Here is a 14511-nt window from a genome sequence, read left to right on the forward strand (position 1 = left end):
ATCAGTGATCGTGCCCGCCGGACAACTCTCCGGCGGGCACGTGGCGTAGCCGGGCCACGGCCAGCACCGCCACCAGCAGCGCGCCGACCGCGGCCACCCCCGCGGTGATGTGCACCCCGTGGATGAAGGCCGTGCGCGCCGCCACCAGCACCGACGCGCCGACGCTGTCGGGCAGCGTCGCCGCTACCTGTACCGCCTCGCCGAGGGTCTCGCGCACCGCGTCCGCGCCGGGCAGACCGTGCGGCAGCGAGTCGGCGAGATCGGCCCGGTAGATGGCCAGGCTGATACTGCCGAGGATCGAGATGCCCAGCGCGCCACCGAGTTCCGCGCCGGTCTCGGACACGCCCGAGGCGGCTCCGGCCTGCTCGGGCGGCGCGGAGCCGACGATCAGTTCGGTGGTGATGCCGAAGACCGGCGCCAGCCCCAGCGCGATGAGCAGCGACGCGACCACCGCCGCGACCGGTCCGCCGTCCACCGTGAGCCGGGTGAGCATGGCCAGACCGATGGCGGCCAGCACCATTCCGGCCCCGATCAGATACGCGGGCCGCACCACGCGCACGATGCGCGGGGCCGCCTGCGAGCCGATGATGAACCCGACACTGGACGGCGCCATGGCGATGCCCGCCGCCATCGGCGTCATGTCCAGCACCAGCTGGAAGTACTGGGCCACGAACAGGAAGTAGCCGAACGCCACGAAGATGGCGATCACATTGATGCCCAGCGCCGTCCGGAACGCGCCGAGCCGGAACAGCCGCAGATCCAGCATGGGATCGGGCCGCGTGAGCTGCCGTCGCATGAACAGTGCGCCCGCCACCAGGCCGACCGCGACGGCCACCAGCGCCACCGGCCCGAGGCCGTCCTGCGCGACCGTCTTCATGCCCAGCACCAGCGACACCATGGCGACCACACTCAGTGCGGCACTGGTCAAGTCGAGCCGCCCGGCCTCGGGATCGCGGAACTCCGGCAGCACCCGGGGACCGAGCACCAGCAGCAGCGCCATCACCGGGACGGCCAGCAGGAACACCGAGCCCCACCAGAACCGTTCCAGCAGTACGCTACCCAGCAACGGGCCGACCACGCCGCCCGCGGAGAACGCGCTCACCCAGGTGCCCACGGCCAGCGACCGCTGCCGGGGATCGCGGAACATGGTGAAGATCAACGACAGTGTCGAGGGCGCGATGGTCGCACCGGCGACCCCGAGCAGCGCCCGGCACCCGATCAGGAACTCGGCGGTGGGGGAGAAGGCCGCCACCACAGACACCGAACCGAACAACGCGCCGCCGACCAGCAGCAGACGTCGCCGCCCGATCCGGTCGCCGAGCGTGCCCATGGTGATCAGCAGACCGGCCAGCATGAAGCCGTAGACGTCGATGATCCAGAGCAGTTGCGTGCTGCTGGGATGCAGCGTCGAACTGATCTGCGGCACCGCCAGATGCAACACCGTGAGATCCATGGCGTAGACCAGGCAGGCCAGCGCGAGCGCCCCGAGGCCGATCCATTCGCGGCGCCCCGCCAGCTCCGGCCGCTCGCGGGCGGCTGTGACGAGGGCGGTATCCACGACGAATCGTCCTTCCGGTGGGGGTATGGCCGCAGGGGCGACGGCGCGCCCTCCACCTCTCACCGCCCACCGACGGACGCGCAACCGAATTTCGGCCCGGCAACGGCAGTATGCTGCGGAATGGTCGAATTCGAGAGCTACCGGGCCAATCTCGAGGTGGCCGACCTCACGCCCACCGTCGAATTCCTGCGCGATGTGCTGGGCTTCGAGGTCGAGGTGGACGAGCCCGCGATGGGACTGGCGCTGCTGCGGCGCGGCGGGGTCGGACTCGGGGTGGTGCGCACGCCGAATCCGGCGGTCAACGAGACCACCGCGGGATATGTCGGCGTGGCCGATGTGGACGCGCTGTACGCGCATTGCCGGCGGCACGGCGGCGAGATCACCGCCGAACTGGCCGAGCACCCCTGGGGGCTGCGCGATTTCGTGCTGCGCATTCCCGGCGGCCACCGGCTCGCCTTCGGTCAGCGCATCGCTCGGTGAGTCGCTAGATCACGATGGGATGGTCGGCGGCTACCCGCCCGCCGATCCGGGCCCAGCCGTCGGAGTCCCATTCGGTGAACAGCTGCGAGCCCTGCCCCTGCGTGATGTGCAGGCCGCGGGTGAGCAGCGCGGTCAGCTCGATGGCTGCCGACCCGGTGGCCTCGTCCTCGGGAATTCCCAATCCCGGGGCGAACATTCGGGCGCGGACGCCGGCCCGCGGTTCGTTGGTCCAGGCCCAGCAGTAGTGCTGGCCGCCGGGGAAGTCGGCCGGGTCGAGGGTGGCGAGCAACGCCGGATCCTCGAACTGGTGGAATTCGAACGACGGTGACCAGGCGGCGCGAGCGCGGGCCCAGGCCAAACCCTCGGTGAGCGCGACCTCGACCGGTCCGGCGGGGACATCGATGACCTTCACCGGCGTGCGCTGCTCGTTGAGCCACCACGTGGCGCCGATGGCGGGCAGCCCGGCGAAGGACAGTTCGACGGCCGGGGTGTAGATGCGCATCGCCGCCCGCCCGTCGGCCGGGTCGTCGACCACCGCGGTCAGCGCCTGGCCCGCGCGGGCGGCGAGCGCCTGATGGTCGATGTGCTCCACGGCGGAGCGGCGGACGATGCCGAGCGGGCTGCCGAATCGACCGGCCGCGTCGGTGAACACACGCACGACCTCGATCTGGGCGCTATCACTTTCCGGAACGGTCATGTCACGCGAGCTTACCGACAGTTATCGATTCGCGGGAGGTCCGCAGATATCGAGCATGTTGGCCAGGGCGCTCTTCTCGGTGGGTTGCACGCTCAATCCCCAGCGCTCCTTGACGCTCACCCAGCGGCGCGCGTACTCGCACTGGTATGCCTGCCGCGGCTGCCACTGATCCGGTGATTTGGCGCCCTTCTCCTGATTGGCTTGTTTCTGGACCGCGAGCAGATTGCCGACGTCGTTGGCGAACTTCTCGCGCTGCTCGGGCTTCCACTGCGAGGCCCCCGAGCGCCAGGCGTCGCCGAGCGCGACCACATGGTCGATCTCGATATTCGAGGATGTGAAGCGGTCGTAGGGAATTCGCTCCCCGGTGTAGGGATCGTCGAGTGTCCCCGACAGCACCAGGCACGAATTGCTGTCGCCCACAAGGGTTTCTGTGAGGTCGCGCTTCATCACCTGTTCGCGTGCGGTGCACCCGCCGCTGAGCACCGGCTCGCCGCCGCGCCCGGACCAGCCGGGGCCGAAGGCGTTGCGGTCGTAGGTCTCCCAGTTGCGGTTCCACGCGACGGGGAGGCGGTCCAGTCCGGCCCGCGCCCGGGCGGCGTCGAGGATCGGGGTGCCCGCCTGCTCGGGCGGCGAGGGCGGTTCGGCGGTGGGGGTCTCGTGGCGATTCAGATATAGCGCCAGACCACCCGCGGAGAGCGCGATGAGAAGCACGGAGGAGGCGAAGATTCTGCGCCGGCGACGCCGGGCTGGGGTCCGGGAGCGCGGAGGCATGCGGGGAGTCTAGGTGGGCAATTCGGATATTTCGGGCATTGTTGCCGGATTGCAGCAAGCTACTGGCAAATATGCAGGCAGATAAGACGAAGGGCCGGACACCCCGTGGTGTCCGGCCCCTCACCGAGAATCCGCGTCCCGGGCAACGCCCGCGATCGACTAGACGGCGGCCGCGGCCAGCGCCTCGGTCGACGCCACGGCCTGGCCCACGCCCGCCACGATCGCGGCCGCGCGCAGCGCCTCGAAGATCACCTCGCGCGACACGCCCGCCTCGCGCAGGGTGTGCTCGTGCGCCTCCAGGCAGTGCTGGCAGCCGTTGATCGAGGAGACCGCGAACGACCACAGCTCGAAATCGACCTTGTCCACGCCGGGAGTGCCGATGATCTGCATGCGCAGGCCCGCGCGCAGATCGTCGTAGCGGCCCTCCAGGAACGCCTTGCCGCGGTAGAACACATTGTTCATACCCATGATCGACGCGGCGCCCAGCGCGGCGTTGTACGCCTCGGCCGACAGCACGTCGGCCGCCTCCTCGGCGATCTCCCGCAGCGTGGTCGCGGACTTGGTGGCCGCGGCCGAGGCCAGCAGGGTGCCCCACAGCTGCTGCTCGTTGAGCACGGTGCTGCGCGCCATGGAGGACAGGTTGAGCTTGAGGTCCTTGGCGTACTCGGGCAGCGAGTTCTTCAGGTTATCGATGGTCACGACGAAATTCCTTACGAGCCTTGCTTACACCGACGCGGTCATGAGCTCGCCGGCCTGGATGGTCGGGTCGCCCTTCTTCCAGTTGCAGGCGCACAGCTCGTCGGACTGCAGGGCGTCGAGCACGCGCAGCACCTCGTCGACATTGCGGCCCACCGAACCGGCGGTGACCGACACGAACTGGATCTCGTTGTTCGGGTCGATGATGAAGGTGGCGCGGTCGGCGACGCCGTCGGCGTTGAGCACGCCGGTGGCCGCGGCCAGTTCCCGCTTCAGGTCGCTGAGCATCGGGAACGGGAGGGTCTTGAGGTCCTCGTGCTGTGCGCGCCACTGGAAGTGGACGAACTCGTTGTCGACGGAGGCACCCAGCACCTGCGCGTCGCGATCGGCGAACTCCTCGTTCAGCTTGCCGAAGGCGGCGATCTCGGTCGGGCACACGAAGGTGAAGTCCTTGGGCCAGAAGAAGACGATGCGCCACTTGCCGGCGTAGTCGTCGCTCGAGATCTGGGTGAAGTAGTCGTCGGGCTGCTGAGCGTTCACCTTCGAGAGATCACCGCCGATGACAGCCTTCAGGTTGTACGCGGGGAACTGATCGCCGATGGTCAGCAGTGCCATGAATGCTCCTCGTTGTAGTCATGCCGATTGTGTCGAGACTTCTGTAGATGATCCTGGCCGAACAGGGGTGAGAGGTAAAGGTGATCGGTCGCACTACACTCATAGGCGTGACTGATCAAACTTATCAGCCCACCCTGTCACAGCTGCGTGCGTTCGTGGCCGTCGCGGAGTACCGGCACTTCGGTACCGCGGCGACCCGGCTCGGCGTGAGCCAGCCCACGTTATCCCAGGCGCTGGCATCACTGGAAAACGGACTGGGGCTGTTGCTGATCGAGCGCAGTACGCGTCGTGTGCTGGTCACCGCCGACGGCAAACGTTTGCTGCCACAAGCCATCGCGACCCTCGAGGCCGCTGACCGATTTGTCGCGTCGGCCGCCGGGGAGGGGCTGCGCGGCACCCTGCGGCTGGGCATCATCCCGACCGTCGCCCCCTACGTGCTGCCCACCCTGCTGCCCGAATTGCGCAGGCGGGTACCCGCTCTCGCGCCGCACGTCATCGAGGACCAGACCGCCCGGCTGCTCGACGGCCTGCGCTCGGGCGTGCTCGACGTGGCCATGCTGGCGCTGCCCGCCGACGCGCCCGGCCTCGTCGAGATACCGCTCTACACCGAGGAGTTCGTGCTGGTCGTGCCGCGCGGCCACGAGCTGGCCGGCCGCTCCGACCTGACTCCGGCCGACCTCGACGCGCTGCCGCTGCTGCTCCTCGACGAAGGCCACTGCCTGCGCGATCAGACCATGGACCTGTGCCGTACCCACGACGCGCACCCGGGCGCGGTCGGCGACACCCGCGCCGCGTCGCTGGCCACGGTGGTGCAGTTCGTCGCGGGCGACCTCGGCGTCACCCTGATCCCGGCCATGGCGGTCCCGGCCGAGACCGCGCGCGGCACCCTGGAGGTGGCGACCTTCGCCGCGCCCGCGCCGGGCCGCACGGTCGGGCTGGCGTTCCGGTCCTCCACCGCGCGCGGCGACGACTACGAGCTGCTCGCCGAGATCATCCGCGAGGGCCGTCCGCGCTGAGCCCTCGCGCCGGACCGGCCCGCCGGCCGCCACGACGAATCCGACAACCTGCGCGGTTGCGTCACTCTGGGGCGTCTGAAACGCTCGAGCCATGCGCGTCCATCACCTCAACTGCGGCACCATGGGATTCGGCGTCATCGATCACTGCCTGCTCGTCGAGACTCGCGACGCGCTCGTGCTCGTCGACACCGGGTTCGGGCTCGAGACCGTGCGGCAGCCCGGAAAGATGCTGGGTGCCAGCCGTTTCCTGATGGGCGCGAAACCGTCCGAGGGTGAGACCGCGATCCGCCAGATCCAGGCGCTGGGCTACGACCCGCGCGACGTCCGGCACATCATCCTCACCCACCTCGACCTGGACCATTCCGGCGGCCTCTCGGACTTCCCCGAAGCCACCGTGCATATTCACGGACCCGAATTCCGGGCCGCCACCGCCACGCCCACGCTGTCCGAGAAGCTGCGCTACCGGGCCGCGCAGTGGGCGCACGGACCCAAGTGGATGGTGAACGAGGTCGAGGGCGGCGAGGACTGGTTCGGCTTCACCGCGGTGCGTGACCTGCCCGGGCTGCCGCCGGAGATCCTGGTGGTGCCGCTGCTCGGTCACACCCGCGGTCACGCCGGGGTGGCCATCGATCACGGCAACGGATGGCTCCTGCACGCCGGTGACTCGTTCGTCACCGAATCCAGCATCCACCCCGAGGAGCCGTTCACGCCGTTCTGGTGGAAGGTGTACGAGACCGGGTCCATCGCGGGGGAGGCGTACCGGCTGAACCAGCGGCGATTGCGGGAACTGCGGAAGCTGCACGGGGACACGGTGACCGTCGTCAACTCCCACGACGCGGGCCTGTTCGCGCGGATCGCCGGGCGATGAACGACCGGTGGGCACGGAGGCTTCCGGCCGCGAGTGATCCACTGTTCGTCTACGGCACCCTGCGGTTCGAGGCCGTGCTGACCGCATTGATAGGCCGCGTCCCGCGGATGGAGCCCGCGCGGTCGATCGGGCGGCGGGCCGCCGCGCTGCCCGGGCGGGCGTATCCGGGACTGGTCACCGCGACCGACGCCGTGACAGATGGCTTCGTGCTCACCGGGCTCACCGCCGACGACTGGCGGGTGCTCGACGCCTTCGAGGACGACGAGTATGACCTGACCCCGGTGTCGGTGCACACGGGAGAGCGCGTCGGGTACGCGTGGACCTACACCTGGACCGCCGAGGTCTCCGGGGCCGATTGGTCGGCCGCGGCCTTCGAGACCGGGCACCTGCCGTATTACGAGTCGAAATGTGCTGCGTGGCGGCGAGATCTGGTCCTGCTCAGCGAGACTGTATGACACGGGACACACTCGTGCGGTAGAAGTTGGTCGCATGGATGCACAGGGCATTGATCGGACCGTGACGGGCGCGCGCTCACAGGCGCTCGGAGATCTGCTGCGGCGCAGCGCCGCCCGGGTCCCGGCCAAGACCGCGCTGGTGTGGCGCGATCGGCGCGAGAGTTACGCCGATCTGGACGTGGCCGTGAACCGGGTCGCGCACAGCCTGGCCGATCGCGGTGTGGGGCAGGGGGATCGGGTCGCGATCTACTCGCACAACTGCCGCGAGTTCGTGCTCCTCTACTTCGCGCTGGCCCGGCTGGGTGCGATCTCGGTGCCGATCAATTTCATGCTCACCGCCGACGAGGTGGCGTTCATCCTCGAACACAGCGGGGCGGTCGGTTTCATTGCCGAGGACGGCCTCGCCGAGCAGGCCGAGGCCGCGGTGAAACAGCTGGGCGACGGCCAGATCCGGCTGCTCGGCCACATCGGCCTCGGCGAGCTGCCCCCGACGACCGGATGGGAGGACGTGAGCGCCTGGGAAACCCATTCCGACGCCTCCGCCCCCGAGGTGTTCGTCGCCGACGACGACCCCATCCAGATCATGTACACCTCCGGCACCGAGTCGCGCCCCAAGGGCGCGGTGCTGTCGAGCCGCGCGCTGATCGCGCAGTACACCAGCGTCGTCGTGGACGGCCGCATGAGCGCCGACGACATCGAGGTGCACGCGTTGCCGCTGTACCACTGCGCGCAGCTGCACTGCTTCCTCACCCCCGACCTGTGGCTGGGCGCGACCAGCATCCTGCTGCCCGGCCCCGACCCGGCCACGGTGCTGCGCACCATCGAGACCGAGCGGGCCACCAAACTGTTCTGCCCGCCCACGGTGTGGGTCTCGCTGCTGCGCCACCCCGACTTCGACAGCTACGACCTGTCGTCGCTGCGCAAGGGCTACTACGGCGCGAGCATCATGCCGGTCGAGGTGCTGCACGAACTGGCCGAGCGCCTGCCCGGCGTCGGCCTCACCAACTTCTACGGCCAGACCGAACTCTCGCCGCTGGCAACGGTTCTCGCACCCGAGGACCAGCTCGCCAAGCCCGGGTCGGCGGGCCGTCCGGCGCTCAATGTCGAGACTCGGGTCGTGGATGACGACGACAATCCGGTCGGCGTCGGTGTGGTCGGCGAGATCGTGCACCGGTCCCCGCAGGCCATGCTCGGCTACTGGAACGATCCCGCCAAGACCGCGGAAGCCTTCCGCAACGGCTGGTTCCACAGCGGCGACCTGGGCGTGCTCGACGCCGACGGCTACCTCAGCGTGGTCGACCGCAAGAAGGACATGATCAAGACCGGCGGCGAGAACGTGGCCAGCCGCGAGGTCGAGGAAGTCCTCTACGAACACCCCGACGTCTCCGAGGCCGCGGTGGTCGGCATCCCGCATCCGCGCTGGATCGAGGCGGTCGCCGCGATCGTGGTGGCGCGCACCGGAACCGAGCCGGACGCGGCCGCCGTCCTCGCCCACTGCAAACAGCGCCTCGCCGGATACAAGGTCCCCAAGTACGTGACCTTCGTCGAGGCGCTGCCCAAGAACCCCAGCGGCAAGATTCTCAAGCGCGAATTGCGCACGCGGCACGCGCATCTGGCCGCGCAGGACTGATCACCCGATCAGATCCACATGGGCGATGTTCGCCCGATCGCCGGGGTCCGCACTCGGGGCCCCGGCGAACCAGGCGTCGAGAATCTCGCTCAGCTGCGCGCGCGAGGTGAGGCGCAGACTCAGCGCCAGCACGTTCGCGTCGTTCCACTTCCGCGCTCCCTCAGCGGTATACGCGTCCACGCACAGCGCCGCCCGTACCCCGGCGACCTTGTTGGCCGCGATGGACGCGCCGGTGCCGGTCCAGCAGCACACGATCGCCTGCTCGGTCCGGCCGTGGGCGACATCGCGCGCCGCCGCCTCGCAGGCCCACGCCCAGTCGTCGCGCTCGTCGGGATCGAGGGCCCCGTGCACGGTCACCTCGTGCCCGCGCGTCCGCAGCTCCTCGACCACGGCCGTGGCCACCCCGGTGTCCTCGTCTGCCGCAACCGAAATCCTCATGCGGTCATTCTCCTCATCGAGGGCCGGGATCGGGGGGACTAGCGCTTGGTGACGCGCGCGAGCGCTTCGGGATAGCGCGCCCCGGCCACCGATTCGACCGGAGCGGCGGCTTCGATACGGGCCAGATCCTCCGGCGACAGGACGATCTCGGTCGCGGCCACGTTCTGTTCGAGGTAGGCGCGGCGCTTGGTGCCGGGGATCGGAACCACGTCGTCGCCGCGGGACTGCACCCAGGCCAGGGCCAATTGCCCCGCGGTGACGCCCTTCTCGTCGGCCAGTTCCCGCAGGGCCGCGACGATGGCGAGATTGGCGTCGATATTGCCGTCGGCGAACCGGGGCAGGCGGCGGCGCATGTCGTCGGCGGGCAGGTCGGCGGTGGAGGTGATCGCGCCGGTGAGGAAGCCGCGGCCGAGCGGCGAGAAGGGCACGATGCCGATCCCGAGCTCCCGGCAGGCGGGCACGATCTCCGCCTCGATGTCGCGGGTCCACAGCGACCATTCGCTCTGCAGCGCGGTCACCGGGTGGACGGCGTGGGCGGCGCGGATGGTGTCGGCGGAGGCCTCGGAGATGCCGAGGTAACGGACCTTGCCGGCCTGGACGAGTTCCGAGAGCGCGCCCCAGGTCTCCTCGATGGGCACGTTCGGGTCCACGCGATGCTGGTAGTAGAGGTCGATGTGGTCGACGCCCAGCCGCGCGAGGGACTCGTCGCAGCACTGCCTCACATACGCGGCGTCGCCGCGTGCGCCGAGCGTGCCCTGCTCACCCCAGACGATGCCGAACTTGGTGGCCAGCACGACGCGGTCGCGGCGGTCGGCGACAGCGCGGCCGAGCAGTCGCTCGTTGGTCTCCGGGCCGTAGACGTTCGAGGTGTCGAGCAGGGTGACGCCGAGGTCCAGGGCCCGGTGGATGGTGGCGATGGACTCGGCGTCGTTGTCCTGGACGCCGTAGGCTCCGCTCATGCCCATGCAGCCGAGGCCCTGGGCGCCGACGGTCAGCTCGCCAAGCTTCCTGGTAGCGATCATGCGATGAATCCTCCTCGGTAGGAATGGAATTCGCGGCGGTTCGCCGCCTGCCCTCGACGCTACGACCTGGAGTGCGCTCCAAGTCAACCGCGTCGCGGGATCAGCGGCGGTTGGGCAGGTGGTGATGCAGCAGGACGGTGAGCTGGGTGCCCGCGTCGGTGAAGGGGAGGGCGGATTTCAGGGCGCGGCTCTGCACGATCGCACCCTCGATGACCGAGAGGGCGAAGCCGGACAGGGAGCAGGCGGTGGCGCGCTCGATGCCCGCGTCGACCAGGCCGTCGGCCAGCCGGGCGGTCCATTCGGAGAAAGCCTGACCGGCGGCCGATTGCAGGGTCGGGTCGAGTTCGTCGAGGGCGGCGGCCATCATGAACGATCCCGCGCGGAACTCGCTGGTCTCGAGCTGGCCGCGCCAGAAGCCGAGCAACTCGTCGACCCAGGCGTCGAGGGAGGGCGCGACCGGCAGCGCGTCGGACATGCGGCTCACGTGGGAGTAGACCATGCGCGACACGATGCGGGCCGCGGTGGCCACCAGTTCCCCCTTTCCCGAAGGGAAGTGCTGGTAGAGCGAGTTTCGGGAGGCGTTGCTGCGTTTGAGGAGTTCGTTGAGACCGGCCGCGTGCACGCCGTGTTCCTGGACGGTGGTGATGGTGCTCGCGATCAATCGGGCGCGTGGTCCCGCCGTCATTGCAATTTCCTCCAGCCCTTGTGTGAACCGATCGGTCCATGTTAAACCTAACCCATGTGGACCGATCGGTTCATATGGGAAAAGAGGAAATCCGCGCATGTCAGCCCAGATCGCCACCGCCACCCCGGTAGCCCACGCCGCCCTGATCGGCCTGGGCGTGTACCGGCCACGCCGGGTGGTCCCCAACGCCGAGATCGTCGACCGCATCAACTCCTCCGACGAATGGATCCGGACCCGCTCCGGCATCGAGGCCCGTCACTGGGCCGATGACGACGAGACCATCGTCGGCATGAGCACCGCCGCCGCCCGCGACGCGCTCGCCGCCGCCGGGGTCACCGCCGAGCAGATCGACGCGGTCATCCTGGCCACCTCCTCGCAGATGGTGTTGGGACCGTCCGCCGGAGCCGTGGTCGCGACCGAACTCGGCATGCAGGACACCGCCGCCTTCGACGTCTCGGCCGGGTGCGCGGGCTTCTGCTACGCGCTCGCCAACGGGGCCAACCTGGTGCGCGCCGGTCAGGCCCGCCACGTGCTGGTGATCGGCGTGGAGCGGCTCTCGGACCTGCTCGACCAGGACGACCGCACCTGCGCGTTCATCTTCGCCGACGGTGCGGGCGCGGTCGTGGTGGGCGCCTCCGACGTCGAGGGCATCGGGCCGGTGGCCTGGGGCTCGGACGGCAGCCAGACCGCCGCGATCAAGCAGGACAAGGACTTCAAGACCTACTTCGCCGAGGTCGCCGCGGCGGAGGCGAGTGGCGGCACCAGCGAGCGGCCCTACATCCGGATGAACGGCGCGGCCGTATTCCGCTGGGCCGTAACGTTCTTGGAGAAGGCCTGCCGTGACGCGCTGGACCAGGCGGGCGTGAACGTGGAGGATCTGGACGCGTTCGTGCCGCACCAGGCCAACGGGCGCATCACCGACGCGCTGGTGCGGGCGCTGCACATGCCCGAAAACATCACTGTCGCACGGGATATCGCGGAGGCGGGCAATACCAGCGCCGCGTCGATCCCGATGGCGATGGAGCAGCTGCTGCGCTCGGGCGCCTCGAAGCCGGGCGACACCGCGCTGCTGCTGGGCTTCGGCGCGGGCCTGGCCTACGCCGGTCAGGTGGTCACCCTCCCCGCGATCGCGTGACGAACGGCCCGCGGGCAACGAAATCCGTTGTGTGAAACGACGAAAAACGAAGCGCCCCGCACAGCCAGGCTGTGCGGGGCGCTTCGCTACGGAGCCGATCGACTAGACGGTCACGCTCGCACGCAGCGCGTGCGGCTCGATCGCGCCGCGGACCAGGGCCCGCTCGTCGATGGTCTCGGCCTTGTAGGGCAGGGTCGACAGCGTCTCGGTCATCTTCGCGACCGGGTCCGCGATGGCGGCCGGGGTGCCGAAGATGAACGTCCACTCGTGCTCGTCGCTGACGTACGGAACGACGGTCTCGAACAGGTTGTGGAACCGGGTCCACGAACGCTTCAGGGTCTCGTTGCGCCACATGGTCTGACAGCCGGCCTGCGCGGCGAGCACGCCGCCCTCGGCCAGCAGCGCCTTACAGCGGTTGAGGAAGTCGTCCTCGTAGAGGCGGTTGTGCTGCGCGTCCTCGACCCGCTCGTCGGGCAGGTCGATGCAGATCATGTCGTAGCGCACACCGGCGGCCTCGGCCTTGGCCAGGAAGTCCCAGCCGTCGGCGTAGTGCATCTTGATCGGGCCGGTCTGCGCGACCGCCTCGGCCAGGTCGGCCTCGGAATAGCCGTAGGGGAGGTGCTCGGCGCACAGCTCCACCTCCAGCTGGTCGATGTCGACGTGGTCGACGAGCGAGGCGCCCGCGGCCACCGACATCTGCGAGGCGACACCCTCACCGGAACCGATGATCAGCACCTTGTCCAGCTTCGCGGCCAGCGCGTACCCCGGGACCAGCATGGCCTCGTGGTAGGTGAGCTGCGAGAACTCGGTGGACTGGCGGTCGTCGTCGGAGAACAGGGAGATGCCCTGCTCGGTCTTGGCGATGACCATGTGCTGGTACGGGGTGTTGGTGTCGACGATGGTTTCCGTCGTGTTCCACACCCGGGTCAGACCCTCGCCGACCGGCTCGTGGATCCGGCGGGCGGTGTGGCCGCGCTGGATGACCTCGATGTTGACCGACCCCGGGGACAGCTCCTGCTGCAACAGTTCGACGGCCTTGGTGGCGCCGGAACCGATGCTGCCGCAAGTGAATACGTCGACGAAGATGTCGCCGGACTCAGGGTAGGTGTGGATCGAGGCGTGCGACTCGGCGAGCAGGGCCAGGATGGTGACACCCTGCGGCTCGAACTTCTTGCGCACGACATCGCAGATGGTCACCCCCGCGGCGACCAACGATTTTCGAAGCGCGGTTTCGAGTCGTTCCAGGTCGTCGCAGAGGCCAGCGTCGACACCACCGAACTCGGCCAGCACGTGCCAGCCGGTGAATTCTGCCGTGATCATGGCTAAAACTCACTCTCGCTCAGCGCCAGTGACATGGACTGTCAGTGGCGGAAAACCGTTGAAGGACACCGACGAATAGCTCGCCGTATAAGCGCCGGTCTCGAGGATCCGAACGGGATCACCGGCTCGCAACGTGGTCGGAAGGAGGACACGCGTGCGTTGATAGAGTACATCGTCGCCATCACACGTAGGACCGGCGACTACCGCCTCGTCCTTCGGATCCGCGTCCCGATCGGTTTCGAATCGGTAGGCGATGTACTCGTTCTCGGTTTCGGCCATGCCGTTGTAGCGGCCGATATCGAGGTATATCCAGCGCCGCCCGTCCGGCGCTCGGCGAACATTCACCACTTCGGCGTGGATCACGCCGGTGTTGCCCACGAGGGCGCGACCGGGCTCCACCACCAGGGCGGTGTGTTCCGGGAGATAGCGGGCCGCCGCATCGGCGATCGCCGCACCCAGCTCCGAGACCCCCGGAGCCGGATCGGCGTACGAAATCGGAAGTCCCCCACCGATATTCACCGCCGTCACTGGAATGTCTTTGACCGCCAACGCTTCCGCGATGGCGCCGGCCTGCTCGATCCCGATGCCCCAGGCCTTCGGGTCCAGCTGCTGCGAGCCGACGTGAAAGTAGGGGCCGACCACCGTCAGGCCCAGATCGTGCGCCCGTACCAGCAGCCGCTTGGCCTCACCCGGCGCGCAGCCGAACTTGGTTCCGAACGGGGTCTGCGACTGCGGGGCCGAGGACAGGAACCGGCACTCGACCTCGGAGCCCGGCGCATGCTCGGCTATGCGCTCCAGATCGTCCTCGGTATCGAAGGCGTAGCGTCGCACGCCCGCCGCGTAGGCGGTGGCGATCTGGGAGGCCTTCTTGATCGGATTGCCGTAGCACATGACGGCCGGATCCACGCCCTGCGCGAGGCAGAGCTCGATCTCACCGACGCTGGCGACGTCGAACTCCGCGCCCTCGTCGTTCAGCAGCCGGATGATCTCCGGCACGGGACTCGCCTTGACGGCGAAGCGAATTCGTGCCGCAGGTAGGGCGGCGTGCAGTGCGCGATAGTTCGCGCGGACCTTGTCGAGGTCGATGACCAGACAGGGCGACTCGGGCATGTTTCGACCGGGCAA

The 14511-nt window shown here is 68.9% G+C and carries 16 protein-coding genes; 6 read left to right on the forward strand and 10 right to left on the reverse strand.

The features are described from left to right. Position 1: 1 nt before the first annotated feature. On the reverse strand, positions 2-1558 hold the full coding sequence (locus tag ABZ412_RS21730; protein WP_357282986.1) for an MFS transporter: 1557 nt from the start codon (positions 1556-1558) through the stop codon (positions 2-4). Between the two features lie 120 nt (positions 1559-1678). Here ABZ412_RS21730 and ABZ412_RS21735 point away from each other — a divergent pair, with 120 nt between their 5' ends. Then, positions 1679-2038 carry a VOC family protein gene (locus ABZ412_RS21735; RefSeq protein WP_357282987.1) on the forward strand — a complete coding sequence of 120 codons (360 nt, stop codon included), beginning with the start codon at positions 1679-1681 and terminating at the stop codon, positions 2036-2038. A 4-nt stretch (positions 2039-2042) separates the two neighbouring features. Here the strand turns inward: ABZ412_RS21735 and ABZ412_RS21740 are convergent, their stop codons facing one another. The 4 genes from ABZ412_RS21740 to ABZ412_RS21755 all read right to left on the reverse strand — a co-directional run bounded on the left by ABZ412_RS21740 (position 2043) and on the right by ABZ412_RS21755 (position 4817). Next, positions 2043-2735: a PhzF family phenazine biosynthesis protein gene (locus tag ABZ412_RS21740; RefSeq protein WP_357282988.1), complete on the reverse strand. Its 693-nt coding sequence runs from the start codon at positions 2733-2735 to the stop codon at positions 2043-2045. Positions 2736-2756: 21 nt separating this feature from the next. After that, positions 2757-3446, reverse strand: coding sequence for an HNH endonuclease family protein (locus ABZ412_RS21745; protein WP_357282989.1), 690 nt, complete (start codon positions 3444-3446; stop codon positions 2757-2759). Between the two features lie 219 nt (positions 3447-3665). Next, a complete protein-coding gene (locus ABZ412_RS21750; protein ID WP_357282990.1) occupies positions 3666-4205 on the reverse strand; it encodes a carboxymuconolactone decarboxylase family protein in 540 nt (179 codons plus the stop codon). A gap of 24 nt (positions 4206-4229) precedes the next feature. Further along, on the reverse strand, positions 4230-4817 hold the full coding sequence (locus ABZ412_RS21755) for a peroxiredoxin (RefSeq protein WP_357282991.1): 588 nt from the start codon (positions 4815-4817) through the stop codon (positions 4230-4232). 107 nt (positions 4818-4924) lie between these two features. Here ABZ412_RS21755 and ABZ412_RS21760 point away from each other — a divergent pair, with 107 nt between their 5' ends. The 4 genes from ABZ412_RS21760 to ABZ412_RS21775 all read left to right on the forward strand — a co-directional run bounded on the left by ABZ412_RS21760 (position 4925) and on the right by ABZ412_RS21775 (position 8786). After that, positions 4925-5833, forward strand: coding sequence for a LysR substrate-binding domain-containing protein (locus ABZ412_RS21760; protein WP_357282992.1), 909 nt, complete (start codon positions 4925-4927; stop codon positions 5831-5833). Between the two features lie 91 nt (positions 5834-5924). Then, positions 5925-6701, forward strand: coding sequence for an MBL fold metallo-hydrolase (locus tag ABZ412_RS21765; RefSeq protein WP_357282993.1), 777 nt, complete (start codon positions 5925-5927; stop codon positions 6699-6701). After that, positions 6698-7156 (forward strand): gamma-glutamylcyclotransferase family protein, encoded by a 459-nt coding sequence (locus ABZ412_RS21770; RefSeq protein WP_357282994.1) that lies wholly within the window; start codon positions 6698-6700, stop codon positions 7154-7156. The genes ABZ412_RS21765 and ABZ412_RS21770 overlap by 4 nt, the downstream gene beginning before the upstream one ends. A gap of 34 nt (positions 7157-7190) precedes the next feature. Next, a complete protein-coding gene (locus ABZ412_RS21775) occupies positions 7191-8786 on the forward strand; it encodes an acyl-CoA synthetase (protein WP_357282995.1) in 1596 nt (531 codons plus the stop codon). On the opposite strand, the gene ABZ412_RS21780 is transcribed toward ABZ412_RS21775, so the two are convergent. The 3 genes from ABZ412_RS21780 to ABZ412_RS21790 all read right to left on the reverse strand — a co-directional run bounded on the left by ABZ412_RS21780 (position 8787) and on the right by ABZ412_RS21790 (position 10931). After that, complete coding sequence (locus ABZ412_RS21780; RefSeq protein ID WP_357282996.1) at positions 8787-9224, reverse strand: RpiB/LacA/LacB family sugar-phosphate isomerase; 438 nt, start codon at positions 9222-9224, stop codon at positions 8787-8789. Between the two features lie 38 nt (positions 9225-9262). Then, positions 9263-10246 carry an aldo/keto reductase gene (locus ABZ412_RS21785; protein WP_357282997.1) on the reverse strand — a complete coding sequence of 328 codons (984 nt, stop codon included), beginning with the start codon at positions 10244-10246 and terminating at the stop codon, positions 9263-9265. Between the two features lie 100 nt (positions 10247-10346). Continuing rightward, the gene (locus ABZ412_RS21790) at positions 10347-10931 is read right to left on the reverse strand and encodes a TetR/AcrR family transcriptional regulator (RefSeq protein ID WP_357282998.1); all 585 of its coding nucleotides are present in this window, start codon (positions 10929-10931) and stop codon (positions 10347-10349) included. Between the two features lie 97 nt (positions 10932-11028). Between ABZ412_RS21790 and ABZ412_RS21795 the strand changes: the two genes are divergently transcribed. Beyond that, complete coding sequence (locus tag ABZ412_RS21795) at positions 11029-12066, forward strand: beta-ketoacyl-ACP synthase III (RefSeq protein ID WP_357282999.1); 1038 nt, start codon at positions 11029-11031, stop codon at positions 12064-12066. Between the two features lie 102 nt (positions 12067-12168). On the opposite strand, the gene speD is transcribed toward ABZ412_RS21795, so the two are convergent. Both speD and ABZ412_RS21805 read right to left on the reverse strand, forming a co-directional pair. Next, the gene (gene speD / locus ABZ412_RS21800; protein ID WP_357283199.1) at positions 12169-13383 is read right to left on the reverse strand and encodes an adenosylmethionine decarboxylase; all 1215 of its coding nucleotides are present in this window, start codon (positions 13381-13383) and stop codon (positions 12169-12171) included. 12 nt (positions 13384-13395) lie between these two features. Next, positions 13396-14496 carry a type III PLP-dependent enzyme gene (locus tag ABZ412_RS21805; protein ID WP_357283200.1) on the reverse strand — a complete coding sequence of 367 codons (1101 nt, stop codon included), beginning with the start codon at positions 14494-14496 and terminating at the stop codon, positions 13396-13398. Between the last annotated feature and the right edge of the window lie 15 nt (positions 14497-14511).

It is taken from the genome of Nocardia sp. NPDC005746 (genome assembly GCF_040630785.1).
In the GTDB taxonomy this organism is placed as follows: domain Bacteria; phylum Actinomycetota; class Actinomycetes; order Mycobacteriales; family Mycobacteriaceae; genus Nocardia.